This is a genomic window from Orbaceae bacterium lpD02, from assembly GCA_036251875.1.
Classification (GTDB): Bacteria; Pseudomonadota; Gammaproteobacteria; order Enterobacterales; family Orbaceae; genus Orbus; species Orbus sturtevantii.
This window is the reverse complement of record CP133960.1, coordinates 2,674,008-2,691,975: the sequence shown is the minus strand read 5'-3', so window position 1 is coordinate 2,691,975 and position 17,968 is coordinate 2,674,008. Positions and strand designations below refer to the sequence as shown.

The window sequence follows — 17,968 nt, the reverse complement described above, 5'->3', positions numbered from 1 at the left end:
GTGATATTGATATGATTTCAAAGCAAACTGATAGATTAACTAACCCTATATTAAAAGGAAAAAAGTATAATGAACGACGACAATCACCGGAAACCTAAAAAAGGATTTACGTTATGGTTAAGTCAATTATTCAACTCCGAGCCACAAAATCGAGATGAACTAATCGAGCTGATTCGAGAGGCACAAGGAAATAAACTGATCGACCCAGACACACTAGATATGATTGAAGGTGTGATGGATATAGCCGAGCAGCGTGTCCGCGATATAATGATCCCGCGCAATCAAATCGTACCGATTAAAGTTAATTATACGCTTAGTGAATGTTTAGATATCATTTTTGCGCATGGTCATTCACGTTATCCCGTCATAAGTGAGGACCGTGATCATATAGAAGGGATCTTACTAGCAAAAGATTTATTGGTTTTTATGGGACAAGGTGAAAAATCTTTTGATATGCAAAAAATTCTTCGTCAAGCCGTCGTTGTACCAGAAGGGAAACGCGTCGATCAGATGTTAAAAGAGTTTCGGATGCAACGTTATCACATGGCTATTGCCATTGACGAGTTTGGCGGTGTATCTGGGCTCGTTACGATAGAAGATATACTCGAATTAATTGTCGGTGACATAGAAGATGAATATGACGAAATAGAAGATCGAGACATTCGTAAACTGTCATCTTCAACCTATACCGTTCGAGCATTAACGAATATTGAAGAGTTTAACGAAATTTTCAATACTAATTTTAGTGATGAAGATGTTGATACTGTTGGCGGACTTGTGATGCAACAATTTGGTCGACTACCCGTTAAAGGCGAAACAACGACTATTTTGGGCTATCAATTTAAAGTTGTTTTAGTGGATAAGCGCCGAATTATTCAGCTACATGTTATCCTCCCAGAAGGAAAACCTGAGCTCGATTTAGACACGCCATCATAATGATGACCAAGCCGTTACTTGCTCGATTAATATTAAGTTTACTGTTAGGTGCAATAGCAGTTTTTAGCTATTCACCTTTTGATATTTGGCCACTTGCATATGTTTCATTTACTGGTCTGTTACTACTTACTAAACAAAAATCAGCTAAGCAAACTGCACTTATTGCTTTTATATGGGGATTTGGCTATTTTTTGGCGGGTATTCACTGGGTCTACGTCAGTATCAACCAATATGGTGATTTGTCCATCCCTGTTGCCATCATAATTTTAAGCTTATTAGTTGCTTATTTAGCGCTCTATCCTATGTTGTTTGCGGTCTTACTACGTTTATTCAACAAAGTATGTCCAGCCTATTCATTAAAACAGTTCATTATTTTAGCCCCTTTAATTTGGCAAATTACTGAATACATTCGCAGCACATTATTAAATGGTTTTGCATGGTTACAATTTGGTTATAGTCAATTGGAATCACCTTTAGCAGGTTTATTTCCAATTCTAGGGATTAATGGTGTAAATTTACTATTCACTATCTGCTGTGGTCTGCTAGCATATCTGGTACAGCAATTTATACAACGACGTTTACACCTCTCAAAATATAAATTGCATATTTACGGTGCTTCGTGCACTATTTTGGTGATATTCGCCGCGTCATTCTGGTTCAAACATATCAATTGGACGCAACTCGACTATACACGGCAAACGAATATAACGCTTATCCAAGGCAATATTCCACAATCACTACGTTGGAGTAGCAAGCAACTAAATAAAACCCTACAAACTTACGCTGAATTAACACAAGAACATATTAAAGATAGTGATATTATCATTTGGCCAGAAGCCGCTATTACTGATTTTGAATATAATCAACAGCCCTATCTTAAAGCACTTGACCTGTATGCAAGACAACATGATACCGCTATCGCGCTAGGGATTGTTGATTTAGTAAAAAACGAGTATGACTACCAAATATATAACGCCTTAATTGTATTAGGTGGTTTAACGCCCTATCAATATCCAACAAAAAACCGTTATATCAAGCACCACTTAGTTCCTTTCGGCGAATATATTCCTTTGCAGCAGTTGTTGTCTCCCATCGCCAAAGCGCTTAATATTCCCATGTCATCAATGTCAGCAGGTCCTGCTATTCAAGAACCATTGACCATGAAAGGGTTCAAATTTGTAACAGTAATCTGTTATGAGGTTATTTTATCAAATCTACTCTGGCAAAATTTCACCTCCGATACAGACTTTCTGCTCACTGTTTCAAACGATGCTTGGTTTGGTAATAGTATTGGTCCTTGGCAGCATTTACAGATGGCAAGAACGCGAGCGCTAGAGTTTGGCCGTACGCTACTGCGCAGCACTAATAATGGCATAACGACTGTTATTTCGCCTAAAGGCTCTATTACTAAACAGCTACCACAATTTCAAACCGCTGCGCTCTCAGTTACACTTAATCCCAATACAGGCTTAACGCCTTATGCACGATGGGGAAATTACCCTTATTATTTAATATTAACCATTTTCATTATTATAATTTTCTTACGTCAAAAACATCTTAAATAAAGATGGCATATTTTTTGCTTATACTCTTATAGAGCACTTCCCCACAAGAGGCGCCAATGCTAGGCATAAGCATAAATATGCAAAAATAGGATATTTGTAAGCAAAAATCGTTTATAATAAAACAGCTGCTAATAGAAATAAGCAATTTTTGCTAGCACCATAATTTTAGAAAAAAGGAGATGAGTATGATTAATCAAAAAAAATCCAAAGGTAAATTAACGCGATTAATTTTGTCTTTTGCACTACTTGGACTAATTAACTCTGCGGCTAACGCGCAGGAACTAACAGGAACACTGGCTAAAATTAAAGACTCTGGCGTAATTGTGGTTGGCCACCGAGAATCCTCAGTACCTTTTTCTTATTATGATAACAACCAAAATATCATTGGTTATTCACAAGATTATTCTAATTTGATTGTTGACGCGGTTAAAAAAGAGTTAAATATACCAAATTTACAGGTGAAATATCTGCCTATAACCTCAAAAACACGCATCCAGCTATTAAATAATTATACATATGATTTTGAATGCGGTTCAACAACCAATAACCTCGAAAGACAAAAAGTGGTTGATTTTTCTAATACTATTTTTATTGTTGGTACCCGATTTTTAGTTAAAAAAGATAGCGGTATCAATAGTATTGATGATCTTAAAAATAAAAATGTGGTTACTACTGCCGGTACCACCTCAGAAATTCGCTTAAACCAAATCAACAATAAAGATAATTTAGATATGCGCATTGTCACACCAAAAGATCACGGTGACGCATTTAAAGCATTAGAAACAGGTCGCGCTGCCGCATTTTTAATGGATGATGCGCTGCTTGCTGGTGAGCGCTCAAGAGCAATTAATCCAGCGGAATGGGTCATTGTTGCAGAGCCTTTATCTTACGAAGCTTATGGTTGTATGATTAGAAAAGACGATGAGCAATTTAAAAAATTAATAGATAACACAATTGCAGAGGCACAAACCTCTGGGAAAGCGTTAGAATCTTATAACCGTTGGTTCACTCAGCCTGTGCCACCAAGGGGAGCTAATATGGATTTAGAGATTTCACCTAAGATGGTGGAATTATTTGCAGCGCCAAATGATAACGCATTAGATTAATCTTCGTTATTCTTGTTAATCAATGCACTGAATATGTTCAGTGCAAACCTAATAAATCGATATTATGAATTTTAATTGGAATCTATTTTTTGAATCCACACCTTACGGTGATGGTATATATCTATACTGGCTTTTAGATGGTTTAGTAATCACCATCTCATTAGCGGTATCTGCTTGGATTATTGCTTTTATATTTGGTTCAATAATCGGTATTATGCGCACATTAGATAGTAAAATAATGAGAAAACTTGCTATTTACTATATTAATATCTTTCGTAATATCCCATTATTGGTACAAATATTCTTATGGTATACGCTTATCCCGCAGATGCTGAGCGGCTCATTTAAAACATGGTTTATGCAAGAGCTTGATCCTAAAGTCCAGATTTTTATGCTCGCAACCATCGCGCTAGGCTTATTTACGTCAGCCCGTATTGCCGAGCAAGTTAGAACGGGCTTGCAAACTTTGCCACGTGGACAGAAATATGCCGGTTTAGCCTTAGGCTTAACTAAAAGTCAAACCTATTTCTATATTTTGCTGCCTAATGCTTATCGTAGAATAATCCCCACGCTTACATCTGAAATGACAAATATTATTAAAAACTCATCAGTAGCATCGACCATTGGTTTGCTTGATTTAACGGGGCAAATTGATCGCATTAACGAGTCCACCAATAGCATTGTAGAGATCCTATGTGGTATTACAATTGCTTTCGCCTTAGTCAACTATGCAATTATTCGAATTATGCGCGTTGTTGAGAAGAAAACGCGTCTAACTAAGAGTGGAGGTTAACAATGCAGCTATTAACATGGATTGCCGATATCCCCTCTCTCGTTATTAATAATTCAACCGTCTTATTAAACGGTTTAGGCTTAACCTTAAAAATTACCATAACAGCAATTGTGTTTGGCATCATTTGGGGAACAGTACTGGCTTTAATGCGTCTATCAAATAATAAAATCTTAAAGATTTTTGCTAAAACCTATGTGACATTATTTCGTTCAGTACCGCTATTGCTAGTATTGTTGTGGTTCTATTTTGTCTTTCCACAGCTGATAAAGCATCTATTTAACTTGCCACCTTACGCCGATGTAAGAGTGGCCTGTGCAATGATTGCATTTGCACTATTTGAGGCAGCCTATTATTCTGAAATTATCCGTGCAGGTATCAATGCGGTAAGCAAAGGGCAGTATCATGCTGCGTTTGCCTTGGGTATGCCTAAAAGCCAAACAATGCGCTTAATTATATTGCCTCAAGCATTTAAAGCGATGGTGCCACTTTTATTAACGCAGGGTATTATCTTATTTCAAGATACCTCATTAGTTTATGTGATGAGCCTTATTGATTTATTTGGTGCCAGTGTAACCCTCGTAGGCAAAGTGCAAGGTGGTACCGCTGAATACTCCATGATTATTTTCGCCGCTATTAGCTACTTTATTATCAGCTTTAGTGCATCGCGTTTAGTTAGTTATTTGAAAAAGGACTAGAAATGATTTCCTTAAAAAATATTTCGAAATGGTATGGCAAATTCCAAGTATTAAAAAATTGCTCAACAGAAGTCAAAAAAGGTGAAGTCGTTGTTGTCTGCGGCCCTTCCGGATCGGGAAAATCAACCCTAATTAAAACGGTTAATGGCTTAGAAGCGGTGCAGTCTGGCCAAATTTTTATTGGTGATATAGAAATTACCAATAAATCAGCTAATTTAGCTAAGCTTCGTTCTAAAGTAGGCATGGTCTTTCAGCACTTTGAGCTATTTCCTCACCTAACTATTCTAAAGAACTTAACATTAGCGCAAGTAAAAGTATTGGGCCGAACAGACAGTGAAGCGAAAGAAAAAGCACACGCTTTGTTAGAGCGAGTTGGTTTATCTGAACATGCAAACAAATTACCAAGCCAGCTTTCCGGAGGTCAACAGCAACGTGTTGCTATTGCTAGAGCACTATGCATGGATCCTGTGGTCATGTTATTTGATGAACCGACATCAGCACTTGACCCTGAGATGGTTAATGAAGTATTAGATGTTATGGTTGAGCTCGCTTATGAAGGCATGACGATGATGGTTGTGACCCATGAAATGGGATTTGCACGTAAAGTTGCCAATCGAGTGATTTTCATGGATGCAGGAGAAATCATTGAAGATACATCTAAAGAGCAGTTCTTTACTAATCCGCAGTCGGATCGGGCTAAAGATTTTCTTGCTAAAATCATCCATTAGTTTAGCTAAAGGGTCACAAGACCCTTTTACTCAACGCACAAAATTCCATCGTCGTTAAACCAACAAATCAACTAATCCACTTTGGCGATTAATTTTACTATTGATCGTTTTTATGAGCATGGTTTTAGATGAATAAACAGCAATAGTCTGTTTTGCCCGAGTCACCGCAGTGTATAACAACGAACGAGTTAATAATGGCGAGTATTCATTAGGTAAAATTACTGCGACATGCTCAAATTCTGAGCCCTGAGATTTATGAATAGTCATTGCATAAGCCGTTTCATACTCAGGCAAACGAAATGGCGAGACGCCTTTTATATCACCATTAGGTAGTAGAAAATAGATTTTCAATTTATTATTGTCATCCGCGGCAGGCAGAGCAATGCCAATATCACCATTAAATAGCCCTAAGGAAAAACTATTTTTTAAAATCATCACTGGCCTTCCAATATACCATTCATCATGTTTTCTGAGCGAAATACTGCCATTTTCGAGCAATTTATTTTCAATAATCTGGTTTAGTCCTCTCACACCAAACGGCCCTTCTCTTAAGGCGCAAAGTAAACGAAACCGAGTAAAAGAGGATAAAATACGTTCAATGTCACTTCGATTAGATGCTATCGAATGCAAATAAAACTGATAATGATTGACGCAGTTCTCAATCGCCTGCTGGTATTGTTCGCTGCTATTGACTGCATAAAAAGCGATATCCTGATACTGTTCATCGTTAAAAAGCCTAATCGCTTCCTGACTATGACCCAGCTTGATCAAATTTGCTAAAATACCGATCCCTGATTGACTTGCGAAGCGATAACTTCTTTGTAGCAAACAAATACTATCAGCAATAGATGGCTGATCATTTTTAGCCGTTAATTGATATCCCGTTAATTGTTTAATGATCTCGACATGTTGTTCACTATAACCATGTTCAAGCAATTGGCATAAATCACCAAAAACTGCCCCTGCTTCAACGGAAGAGAGCTGTTCTTTATCGCCGAGTAAAATTAATCTAGCTTGTCTTGGTAAAGCGGCAATTACGCTAGACATCATCGGTAAATCGACCATTGAAGCTTCATCAATCAATAAAACATCAACGCTGAGTTGATTGCCTTGGTGATAGGCAAACTTATTACTGTCCAACCTTGCACCAAGCAAGCGATGTAATGTCACTGCTTCGGTCGGAATAGCCTGCTTTATTGCGTCGGCTATAGGTAACGTCGCAACCGCAGCGGATAACGATTCAGTCAGTCTTGCTGCAGCTTTACCCGTTGGCGCCGCGGCAACAACGCGTAAATTAGATTGAAATTGCTGCTGGTGCAGACCGACTAATGTCGCTAAAATTTTACTAATAGTCGTTGTTTTACCCGTGCCAGGGCCACCCGAAATAATGGCAACTCGTTGAGTTATTGCCGATGCAGTTGCAACTTTTTGCCAATCAATACCATTATTATCATGATTAATAGGGAAAAGCGTTTGTAACCACCTCGCCGCAACATCTGTTGGCTTATCGTGACAAACTGTATGATTAAAATAATCAGCAACGTGCTTTTCATGCTGCCACATACGTTGAAAATAGAGCAGATTGTTATTTAAAATAAAAGGGGATAATATTTCGCCATGGCTGACCATATCTTGCCCGACTAAATCACATACGGCTAGCCAATCATCAAGTTTGGGCTCACCAAGATCCGCATAAAGCGTGTCCACCCGTTCAACACCGAAACGATACTCTAAATTGATACGAGTTATTTCCGCTAAATTAACGCATACATGCCCCGCTCTTACCTCTACACTAAGCCAAGCGACCAAAAATGCAAATCGCGCCTGCTGTAATGGATCGGTTAAGTTAGTACGACGACTAAAAAACAGCGCAAGGTGAAAATCAAGCGGAACAATTAAACCACTTGTTTTAAGTCTATCTAATAATGCAATATAACTAACCATACAAGACGCTGCCACCCAATATCATAAGCCAATAATACTATCAGCCTTATCTTTTGGATAACTAATTTTAAAACTAAACGGTAATTGCTTGGCTTCTTTCGCTTGCAAATTAATATTCCATGTTAATAGCCCTGTCTCTTTTTGATAGCTCGCACCCGAGTACTTTGCATCATCGAGGGTAATGGTTTTATTTTGAATAACGGGCAGTTGATCGTAAATAGTAATATCAATTGGCACATTTTTAGTATTTCTAACATCAATGGTATAGGCAAATTTTTGTGATATTTCATTACCAAAAAACGATGGCTTTGATGTTTCATTAATATCTTGATTACGCGAGATAATAATCTCATTATCTCGACCTAATGAAATATTTAGCTTATCTTCAATACCCTGCGTGGTGATAAAACCTTCACCAATATAATTACCAGCATAAAATACCGTTGTCTTTCCCGGTAATAGCTCAAGCTTATCCCAATCGTTAATTTGTGCTTGTAAAAAAGCATTACTATCAAGTTTTGGCGTAGCAATATAACGATACTCAGCCGAAACATTACGCTCTTTTAACGTTAAAACATTGTCTTTACTGTATCCACTAATAGTGTAAGGTAACTGGATCGTAAACTGCAAATTTAAGCCATTACTATTGGTGGTAACATAATCCGCAAATGAGTTACTTTGCTTGAATAAAATTTGATCTTTTTGCTCGCTAAGGCTGTCATAGCTGGGGCTAACTGCGGATTTAGCCATTGCTCCGTAAAGCGCTTTACCTTCATTTAAATAGATATTCCAAGGTTTAGGTAAGGGCGCGGTGATCCCTTCAGTCGGATTAGCCGTTGAAAGGGTGAAATCAATATTATGCCAATTAAGACCCGTATATTGATAAACATTTGCTTTGTAGGTTAATGCTAAAGGTCCGGTAATATTTGGCACTCTTACATCATAAATAGGCGCCCAACCTGCTTGAGGGGTAACATAAGAAAGTGAGATCGGCAGTTTTGTAGCTTCTGGTGTATAAATTTTAACTTTAATCGCTTTTTCAGCTTTATGGTCACCACCATCTGCTTGACCAATTTGTAGTTGATATTGAGTGATTTTGCCATCTAATGTCTTTAGTGCTGATTTTACCGTTAACTGTTCGGTTAATGCATTAGTCAGATTATCTTTAACAAAATTAATCACCTGTTTAGCATCACCTAACGAACCATTGGATTTAATGATGTTACCAATACGGTTACCTTGTAATAAGGTAATTTCTCCATTAATTGCGGTCAGTTTAATATTTAATATTTCTCGTTCATCTTCAAGCTTTTTAAGCGAATCACGTAACTGTTTGAGGCGATCGGATTCGCTTTTTTCAGCAATATAGTCATCAATTAATGACGTACTAAGGATCATTGCTTTATTATCTAAACCTACATTAATCGAATTAAGATCAATCGTATTTGCTAATTGGGTTAGCACTATTTCTGTTTCGCCTTTTGGTACATTAACAACCGTCGAGCCATGCAATTCAGCACCTTTTAAAAACAACGTCACTTTGGTTAAATCCACTCTAGCAACAACTTCACTGGCGAGAACGTACTGTGATATAAGCGGTATTGAACATAATAGCAGTAATGGTACTATTGTATTAAGTTTCATAGTCAGTTCCTTTTATATAATTGTTCTATACTTAACGGTTTTAAGCATAATAATGCTGCTCCACGTGTTCCGCCTGAATCGCCAAATCGTGCTTTTTCAAGACGTGGTAGCGCCATTCTAGGTAAAATATATTTAGCAATACGTGATGGAACCTCTTGGTAGATAGCAGCAAAATTAGAAAGCCCACCACCAATCACAATAACCTCAGCATCAACAATCATTATTAAATGCCCTAAATAAAGAGCCAATAGTTCAAAGTAACGATCAACATGCTGCTTAGCTACACTATCACCTTGATAATACTGCTCAATAATCTGTTTAGCATTAAGTGGTTGCTGATAAAAATATTGGTATAACCACTCAAATCCACTGCCTGATAAGTACCTCTCTGCGCAACCAGATAAACCACAACCACAAGGTAGGATCGGCATATTCTGACCCAAAACATTAAGTGCATCAATCGGCAAACGAATATGACCAATTTCGCCCGCACAGCCATTTAGACCAGAGAGGACCTGACGATTGACAACAATCCCGCCGCCAAGCCCTGTTCCCAAAATCACCGCTAATATTGTTTGGTGAGCATTAAAATCATCATTAAAAGCTTCAGATATAGCAAAACAATTAGCATCATTATTGATAAATATAGGCCGCTTTATCGCCTTCTCAAGGTCATTAGCAAACGGTTGCTGATTAATCGCCGTAATATTAGTACTGTAGATCTTACGTTTATTATTAATAAACCCAGGCATGCCAATGCCGACTTGACCAACCGTGGCAAACTTATGATCAGCTTCAGCAACTAATTCGACAATGCTATTTAAAAAAGAATCATAACCATCTAACGGAGTCTTGATTCGTTTAGTCCATAAAGAGTTCAAATTTTGGTCAAATACACCGATTTCAATTTTTGTTCCACCAATATCAAAACCGTACAACATACTGACTGACTCCCTCTACATCACCAAGACTATTATTCGATTAGCATAAAACTTAACGTAACTCGCCTTTCACCAGTGGTACAAATTTAACCGGTTCCACCGTCGTTAGACTAAATTTATCGTCATTTCGCTCAATCATTTGCAGTGATTGCTCATGCTCGCCGACAGGAACCACTAATCGCCCTTTATCGGCGAGTTGATATACCAGATCTTTAGGGATTTCGGTCGCCGCAGCCGTTACAATAATACCGTCAAAAGGCGCTCTTTCTGGCCAACCTAGCCAGCCATCACCATGGCGAGTCGAAACATTATGAATATCAAGCTGTTTTAACCGCCTCTTGGCATTCCATTGTAAGCTTTTAATCCGTTCGATAGAACAAACATGCTCAACCAAATACGCCAATATTGCGGTTTGATATCCTGACCCAGTACCGATTTCAAGTACTTTAGAATCTGGTTCAAGTTTTAATAATTCGGTCATTTTGGCAACCATATAAGGTTGTGAAATAGTTTGCCCTGCGCCAATAGGTAAAGAACGATTATCATAAGCTTGGTGTGATAATGCCTCATCAATAAAGCGTTCTCTTGGGATCGCTGCTATCGCCTTTAAAACTTGAGGATCTTGTATCCCCAAATCTTGTAACTGCGCAATAAGCGATTTTATTTTAAGATTTAACATTAACATTATCCTTAAAATCTAATTATGATATGAGTTCACGTAATATTGCCGTTGCGTAACTTCCTGCGGGTAGCCAAAATTCAACTTGTAATGTCGAATCATCTTGCCATATCCAACTGATATTTTTGGGTCTTAATAAACTCGCTCGGCGTGAGGTCTCCATACGTTCTTGTTTAAACAACGTTAAAAATTCAGACCAATTATTATTGATATACTGTTGTTCAAACAACAAGGCATCATCTTTTGTTTGTGGACCATTATCACCTAACATTGGTACAGTAATAGTAAGTTCATTATTATCAAGCCGTTGCTGTAACGACTCAATTTCGTCTTGTTCGGCCACAAACCAGCTACCCCGATCGATCAATTGTAAAATATCGCCACAAAGTACGGTGGTATTTAGTTTCTCTATTATGCGCTGACTAACAATGCCATTAAAAATGGCACTACGTGCGGCTGATAAATAAAAGCTGCGTTTCTTACGATCTTTAACCTTTATTCCACCTTTAGCCCACTGCATGGCTTGTGTAATATTATTGTTATCCTTACCAAAGCGCTGCTCACCAAAATAGTTCGGCACACCGCCCGCTTGGATCAAACTTAAACGCTGTTCTGTTTCAACTTTATTATCAACATCTCTAATGATGAGCGAAAAGGAATTACCTTTCAAATGGCCAATACGTAGTTTTTTAGAATGCCTTTTCACCTGTAAAATTTTACAACCAGTAAGGTCAAATAGACTAAAATCAGGGGTTAACTTACCTGGAATATGTAATCCAAACCATTGTTCGGTGATCGCATTACGATCTTTTAAACCCGCATAGCCCACCAGTTTTGGCGAAATACCAGCAAACTTAGCGAGCTGCTCGGCAACAAATAGCGTATTGCAATCTTGTTTTTGCATATGAATAAAAACATGCTCACCTTCGCCATCGAGTTCATAACCAAGATCTTCTTTTACACAAAAGTCGGCAGCAGACTGTTTATATACTCCTTTGACGGTCGGTTCGCCGTATAAATACGCTAATTTGTTGAGCACTCTCTATCCTTCTATTGGTCAGTTATCTTTTTTAACAACAACACGGCTTCGCAGGCGATCCCTTCTTTGCGACCCGTAAAACCTAATTTTTCAGTGGTGGTCGCCTTTACGCTGATTACATCAAAATGGCTTTCTAGATCTTCAGCCAGATTAACGCGCATTTGCGCAATATGCTCTTGCATTTTCGGCGCTTGCGCAATAATGGTTACATCCAGATTAGAAATAACATAGCCTTTTGATTTAATTAAATTAAATATTTTTTTTAGTAATAGACGGCTATTAGCACCTTTATATTGGTTATCAGTATCAGGAAAATGTTGACCAATATCACCTAGCGCTAATGCGCCAAGCATCGCATCGGTCACCGCGTGCAAAACCACATCACCATCAGAATGCGCAATAAAACCTTGTTCATAAGGCACTTTAACTCCAGCCAAAGTCAATGGTCCGTCACCACCAAAACGATGCACATCAAAACCATGTCCTATTCTTATCATATTACCCTTACTCGCTAATGTGAGATTAAATTCAGTTGGCTATTATATTTCAATATAACCTTGTTCATACAAATAAAGTTTCGCTAATGGAATATCTTCTTTCTGTGTCACTTTAATATTGTCCCGCTGACATTCAACCAATAACGGGTGACCGCCGCAAAATTCAACTGCTGACGCCTCATCCGTCAAGGCTATTTTTTGTAGCTTAGCTTTATGTATACACTCTTTTAATAGCTTGACCTTAAACATCTGTGGTGTTGCCGCCGCCCATAGTTGCTGACGATCGCATGTTTGAGCAATTTGTGGTAATGGTAATTGACTATGATCCAGTGATTTTTTAATCGTATCGGTGACTTTAGTGGCTAAAATACCGCCTTGATTCTGGGCAAACACGGTTTTGATTAATTGTTCGATATCATGATGGCTGACGCAAGGCCTGGCTGCATCATGAACTAATGCCCAGCTATCATCGTCAGCCAACAAAAGTCCCGCAAAAACAGAATCTGAGCGGGTATCCCCGCCATATGTTAATGTTATCTTTGGATGATTAGCGACACTGAGAGTAGAGAAATAACGATCATCGCGGCTAATAACGACAATAATTTGGCTAATTAGCGGTAATGATAATAGCTTTTGTAACGTATATTCCAAAATTGTCGATTGACCGATTTTAATATATTGCTTCGGTAGGGTAGATTGCATTCTTTGCCCGCTTCCAGCAGCAGGGACAATAGCAACAATATTACGATTATTCATGATATTACTTATTAGCTCACTTAGTCGGAAGAGGAGTCAGTTACAATACGATAAAAATGTTCATCAGGTTTAATCATTCCTAAATGGCTTCTTGCCCTTTCTTCTATGGCATCAGACCCCTCATACAGATCAGATATTTCGGCAAACATTTGTTCATTACGCAGTTTTAATTTAGCATTCTCAACTTGCATAACCGCGACGGTCTTACGATTTTGTTGATAATCAAAAATATTATTTTTACCAAACCAAAAAGCATACTGTAAATATGCCAAGATTATAAATAGTAAAATTGGTAATTTCCATTTTGATATCACGTAATAACCACGCTCTATATACATTTAACCGGTTTAGGTAAGCCTGCAAGTTTCGTTGCCTGCTTCGCCGGACCTGCAGGAAAAAGCCGATATAAATAGCGGCTATTACCTTTTTCTGACCCCAATTTTTTTTCGATTGATTTAACTAATGCTCTAATCGCTGGGGACGTTTTATATTCCAAATAAAAATCGCGCACAAAATAGATCACTTCAAGGTGGTCATGGGTTAATTCTATCGACTCTTGCTTAGCGAGCTCGGCGATTAATTCTGGCGACCAATCTTGCCAATTTTTTAAATAACCGCTCTCATCTGTTGCTATCGTTTTGTCATTAAACACTAACATAATAATAAATCAACCAAACCAAAATTAGTGGCTATTATACAATAATAAACCAAATACAGCATCTTTGCGGATAAAATATATCAGTTAGAAATAAGTAAACATCTCTTATTGGCGAAATTTAAAGCAAATAGACAAAAATAGTCATTTAGCTATTTACAAACAGCTCGGTCTACTTTAATATTCACAGCCATTGCGGAAGTGTGGCCGAGCGGTTGAAGGCACCGGTCTTGAAAACCGGCGAGGGGAAACCCTCCCAGAGTTCGAATCTCTGCGCTTCCGCCATTTTTTGATCTAGCTGATTGAAAAATATAGCGTTTCTAGTAGTATTAAGTTTCTATCCATAATAAAATTGTTAATGATTATCAAATAGTTATAGTAATTTTCTAATCTGTATATAGTAGATTTTTTTGGATCAACATCGAACTTATCTTATTTTTTTCTTTTAATTGGACATTAGACTCGTATCATTTCTTCATATGGGCTTATACTCTCAAAGACTTTTATTCCATAAAATTATGTTATATTGATAATATCAACAAATTCATTCTTACCTAGAGTAAATCAAATTGAGATAAAACTAGATAAAAATCCCTCGGTTCAAGTGCAATAAACAGGACTCGATTATTGGGCAAAAAAGCCAATCGTATTGGTATATCAACTATTTTTGCAAAATTGTGCCCAATCAGCCATCAGTTTTGATCGTTTTTCAAGTAAATCACCACGTTGGTAAGCCGCCTCAGCTTTATCAGCTAACTGATGTGCTAACGCATGTTCTATTACCTCTCTTGAGTAATGAGTCGTTTCTCCTGCCCAATCACGAAAGGTTGAACGGAAACCATGTTGAGTAATATGAACAAAATTCATACGTCTTAGTGTAGCTGTTAATGACATATCAGATAATTGTCCATTACGTGGGGCTGGGAAAATATATTCACTATTGGATAGTTGGGAAAGATTTTTTATTAATGTTATCGCTTCATCTGATAATGGAATGCGATGTTCTTTTCCTGCTTTCATTCTTTCAGCGGGAATAGTCCAAATTTTACTTTCTAAATTAAGTTCCTGCCATGTTGCTCCCCGAACTTCACAAGAACGGGTTGCGGTCAGTATGGAAAATTCTAAAGCCCTAGCTGAAATACCCTCTCTTTTCTTGAGCATAGCCATGAATGAAGCCAAGTCTTTATAAGGTAACGCAGCAAAATGTTTTACTTTCTTAACTTTATTTTTGGCTGGAAATATCTTATCCAAATGCCCTTTCCAACGAGCAGGGTTTTCTCCATGTCGATAACCACGTACGGTTGCCCAATCTAATATTGCTTCAATACGACCACGTAAACGGCTTGCTGTTTCCGTTTTGCTATGCCAAATAGGTTCTAACACTTCTGAAACTAATTTTGTATCAATGCTTAATACAGGTTATTTTCCAATAATGGGCAAAGCATAATGACTGAGTGTAGATTGCCACTGTTTTGCATGTTTTTTATTCTTCTTTTCTTCATTAAAACGCAGAATAGAAGGATAGGTTAGATAGTGACAAAAACGCTTATCTACCAAATAAAAGCTGAATACCAAATTAAAATTATTCATCGTTCATCGAAAGTTAATTTAACGATACCTTTTGAAGTTAAAATAAATTTTTTAATTCTTTTTAAATACCTAATTAGGTATATAATTATACTATTTAAAATGTTATTGAGGGCGTATTATGAATTTAAGTGGACAAGTGAAATCGATTACTTATTTAAAAAACAATACGGGCGAAGTCATGAGCAAATTAGCGGCGGACAGGCAACTGATCCTCGCCAAAATATTAGACAGTGCTTGCCTCTATAAATGTGTTATTTAGGTAGTACTGCTTTTCATATTGTTCTGGCGATATCCAACCATTAGTTGAATGGCGACGAACTCGATTATAATAGATTTCAATGTATTCAAATAGTGCTTTATTTGCATCCTCCCGTGTTTTGTAATCACAATCATGAATAATGTGCGTTTTTAACGTATGAAAAAAGCTTTCAGCAACCGCATTATCCCAACAATTTCCTGCTCTACTCATACTTTGGCTAAGTCCATGCCGCAACACTAATCGCTTAAAATCACCACTACAATATTGGCTTCCTCGGTCACTATGGAGTAACACGCCTTTTGGAAACTGGCGACGGAATAAGGCATTTTTGAGTGTGTTACACACTAAATGTCTATCAATACGGTGACTCGTTTGCCGACCAATTACTTTTCGCCCGAATAAATCAATAATCACACAGAGGTATAGCCAGCCTTCACCCGTTTTGATATACGTGATATCGGTCACCCAAACAAGATTGGGTTTATCCGGATTAAACTGCCTATCCAATGTATTGGGCGCCACATCATGAGATTGGTTTGGCGCTGCCCGATAGTGACATTTGCGTGCGGCTTTACTTCGTAAGCCTAATTTTTGTAATACTCGACTGACCGTTCTTTCTGATACATCATAGCCCTTATCCCTTATGTCGTGCACTAAGCTTGGGGCGCCCAGGCGGGCTTTGTGCCACCAATAAAGTGCTTTGATGTTATCAAATAGCGCGTTTGATTTTGGTTCTCGTCTGAGCCAAGCGTAATAACCTGACACACTAACATTTAACTGACGGCAAACTAACGGCATTGGATAGGATGCGAAATGTTGCTTCATATACTTGTACTTCACCGACTTGGATGGTTGATGAAGTACACATGCGCCTTTTTTAGAATTTCATTCGCCATTTTCAGTTCTTTGTTTTCTTTTTCTAGGGCGATAATTTTTTGCTGCTCAGCTGTTAACTCTCGTTTACTGGTTTTGCCTGGGTAATCCTCCCATTTTTAATGGAAGCTAGGGGTAGAATTTTGCAATTGTATTAATTTAAGTTTTTGTATAGGTGTAATTCCACCAATTCCCATATTAGGTCTTTCATGATTATATGTCCACAACCAGCGGGTCGCTTTATCTTGTAATTCAGTAATATCACGGTAAATGTAATGACTTAGCCAATCATAGCGAACAGTCCGATTAAAACGTTCAATATAGGCATTTTGCTGTGGATTACCTGGCTGGATAAAGCATAATGTTATTTTGTTCTTTTTAGCCCAACTCGCTAATTGATAACTGATATATTCAGGCCCATTATCACAGCGAATCGATTTCGGCTTTCCTCTCCATTCGATAATTTGATTTAACGACCTAATGACACGCGCTGCTGGTAACGAAAAATCAACATCAATTGTTAAGCCTTCTCGGTTAAAATCATCAATGACATTAAACAGGCGACAACACCTGCCATCAGCTAACTGGTCATGCATAAAATCCATTGACCAACATTCGTTCATATTTTTAGGTGTCGATAAGGGCTCCGGCTTTTCTCTTTTTAAACGCTTACGAGGTTTGATGCGTAAGTTAAGCGATAATTCACAGTAAATGCGATAAACCCGTTTATGATTCCAAGTATGACCTTTCACATTGCGTAAATATAAAAAACACAAACCAAATCCCCAATTTCGTTGTCGCTCTGTTAATTCAATTAAATGCTCAGCAATGATTTGGTTTTCGGTTATTAATATAGGTTCATAACGATAACAGGTTTCACTAACACAAAATGTTCGACAGGCTTGTGAAACCGCCATTCTATTTTGTTTGACGACCTCTTTAGCTAACATTTTTCGCTCAGAAGCCTTTACCACTTTTTTGCCATTGCCTCCTGTATCACTTCTGCTTTAAGACGTTCTTCTGCATACATTTTTTTGAGCCGACGATTTTCATCTTCTAGCTCTTTCATTCTAGCCATTAACGATGCATCCATGCCACCGTATTTCGCTCGCAATTTATAGAATGTTGAAGTAGCCATTCCATGCTCTCGGCATAATTCGGGTACGGGAACACCATTTTCGGCTTGTTTTAATATATTGAGTATTTGATTGTCTGTGAAAGTCATTTTTTTCATATTTTTCTCCGAATATTATAGTAAGAGAAAATTC

General features: G+C 37.8%; 18 protein-coding genes and 1 tRNA gene. 7 read left to right on the top strand and 12 right to left on the bottom strand.

The window, feature by feature from the left end; translation table 11 throughout:
- Window positions 1-69: 69 nt before the first annotated feature.
- The 6 genes from corC (at window position 70) to RHO12_11855 (ending at window position 5,823) form a co-directional block, all read left to right on the top strand.
- On the top strand, window positions 70-936 hold the full coding sequence (gene corC / locus RHO12_11880) for a CNNM family magnesium/cobalt transport protein CorC (protein WVD66049.1): 867 nt from the start codon (window positions 70-72) through the stop codon (window positions 934-936).
- Entirely contained in the window at window positions 936-2,501 is a 1,566-nt protein-coding gene (lnt, locus tag RHO12_11875; protein WVD66048.1) for an apolipoprotein N-acyltransferase, read from the top strand. The genes corC and lnt overlap by 1 nt, the downstream gene beginning before the upstream one ends.
- Window positions 2,502-2,686: 185 nt before the next feature.
- Window positions 2,687-3,607, top strand: coding sequence for a glutamate/aspartate ABC transporter substrate-binding protein (locus RHO12_11870; protein WVD66047.1), 921 nt, complete (start codon window positions 2,687-2,689; stop codon window positions 3,605-3,607).
- Window positions 3,608-3,671: 64 nt separating this feature from the next.
- Complete coding sequence (locus RHO12_11865; GenBank protein ID WVD66046.1) at window positions 3,672-4,400, top strand: amino acid ABC transporter permease; 729 nt, start codon at window positions 3,672-3,674, stop codon at window positions 4,398-4,400.
- A 2-nt stretch (window positions 4,401-4,402) separates the two neighbouring features.
- Window positions 4,403-5,095, top strand: coding sequence for an ABC transporter permease subunit (locus RHO12_11860; GenBank protein ID WVD66045.1), 693 nt, complete (start codon window positions 4,403-4,405; stop codon window positions 5,093-5,095).
- Window positions 5,096-5,097: 2 nt separating this feature from the next.
- Complete coding sequence (locus RHO12_11855) at window positions 5,098-5,823, top strand: amino acid ABC transporter ATP-binding protein (GenBank protein ID WVD66044.1); 726 nt, start codon at window positions 5,098-5,100, stop codon at window positions 5,821-5,823.
- Window positions 5,824-5,877: 54 nt separating this feature from the next.
- On the opposite strand, the gene recD is transcribed toward RHO12_11855, so the two are convergent.
- Genes recD through RHO12_11810 form a run of 9 tightly spaced genes read right to left on the bottom strand, consistent with a single transcriptional unit; the run spans window position 5,878 to window position 13,981 of the window.
- Window positions 5,878-7,767 (bottom strand): exodeoxyribonuclease V subunit alpha, encoded by a 1,890-nt coding sequence (recD, locus tag RHO12_11850; GenBank protein WVD66043.1) that lies wholly within the window; start codon window positions 7,765-7,767, stop codon window positions 5,878-5,880.
- Between the two features lie 21 nt (window positions 7,768-7,788).
- Window positions 7,789-9,411 carry a DUF4139 domain-containing protein gene (locus tag RHO12_11845; protein ID WVD66042.1) on the bottom strand — a complete coding sequence of 541 codons (1,623 nt, stop codon included), beginning with the start codon at window positions 9,409-9,411 and terminating at the stop codon, window positions 7,789-7,791.
- A gap of 2 nt (window positions 9,412-9,413) precedes the next feature.
- Complete coding sequence (gene nagK / locus RHO12_11840) at window positions 9,414-10,352, bottom strand: N-acetylglucosamine kinase (GenBank protein ID WVD66041.1); 939 nt, start codon at window positions 10,350-10,352, stop codon at window positions 9,414-9,416.
- A gap of 52 nt (window positions 10,353-10,404) precedes the next feature.
- A complete protein-coding gene (locus RHO12_11835; protein WVD66040.1) occupies window positions 10,405-11,031 on the bottom strand; it encodes a protein-L-isoaspartate(D-aspartate) O-methyltransferase in 627 nt (208 codons plus the stop codon).
- Between the two features lie 22 nt (window positions 11,032-11,053).
- A complete protein-coding gene (gene truD, locus RHO12_11830; protein WVD66039.1) occupies window positions 11,054-12,070 on the bottom strand; it encodes a tRNA pseudouridine(13) synthase TruD in 1,017 nt (338 codons plus the stop codon).
- Between the two features lie 11 nt (window positions 12,071-12,081).
- Window positions 12,082-12,567, bottom strand: coding sequence for a 2-C-methyl-D-erythritol 2,4-cyclodiphosphate synthase (ispF, locus tag RHO12_11825; protein WVD66038.1), 486 nt, complete (start codon window positions 12,565-12,567; stop codon window positions 12,082-12,084).
- A 42-nt stretch (window positions 12,568-12,609) separates the two neighbouring features.
- Window positions 12,610-13,323, bottom strand: coding sequence for a 2-C-methyl-D-erythritol 4-phosphate cytidylyltransferase (gene ispD / locus RHO12_11820; GenBank protein ID WVD66037.1), 714 nt, complete (start codon window positions 13,321-13,323; stop codon window positions 12,610-12,612).
- A gap of 20 nt (window positions 13,324-13,343) precedes the next feature.
- Window positions 13,344-13,634, bottom strand: coding sequence for a cell division protein FtsB (gene ftsB, locus RHO12_11815; GenBank protein ID WVD67405.1), 291 nt, complete (start codon window positions 13,632-13,634; stop codon window positions 13,344-13,346).
- Between the two features lie 17 nt (window positions 13,635-13,651).
- Complete coding sequence (locus RHO12_11810) at window positions 13,652-13,981, bottom strand: TusE/DsrC/DsvC family sulfur relay protein (GenBank protein ID WVD66036.1); 330 nt, start codon at window positions 13,979-13,981, stop codon at window positions 13,652-13,654.
- A 194-nt stretch (window positions 13,982-14,175) separates the two neighbouring features.
- Between RHO12_11810 and RHO12_11805 the strand changes: the two genes are divergently transcribed.
- Window positions 14,176-14,263: transfer RNA gene (locus tag RHO12_11805), tRNA-Ser, on the top strand.
- Window positions 14,264-14,635: 372 nt separating this feature from the next.
- Here RHO12_11805 and RHO12_11800 read toward each other — a convergent pair.
- The 3 genes from RHO12_11800 to RHO12_11790 form a co-directional block, all read right to left on the bottom strand.
- A complete protein-coding gene (locus RHO12_11800; protein ID WVD66035.1) occupies window positions 14,636-15,361 on the bottom strand; it encodes a site-specific integrase in 726 nt (241 codons plus the stop codon).
- A gap of 430 nt (window positions 15,362-15,791) precedes the next feature.
- Entirely contained in the window at window positions 15,792-16,652 is an 861-nt protein-coding gene (locus RHO12_11795; GenBank protein WVD66034.1) for an IS3 family transposase, read from the bottom strand.
- A gap of 167 nt (window positions 16,653-16,819) precedes the next feature.
- A protein-coding gene (locus RHO12_11790; GenBank protein ID WVD66033.1) for an IS3 family transposase occupies window positions 16,820-17,934 on the bottom strand; the annotation gives its coding sequence in 2 pieces (ribosomal slippage) (window positions 16,820-17,682 and window positions 17,682-17,934; 1,116 coding nt in all).
- Window positions 17,935-17,968: the final 34 nt, after the last annotated feature.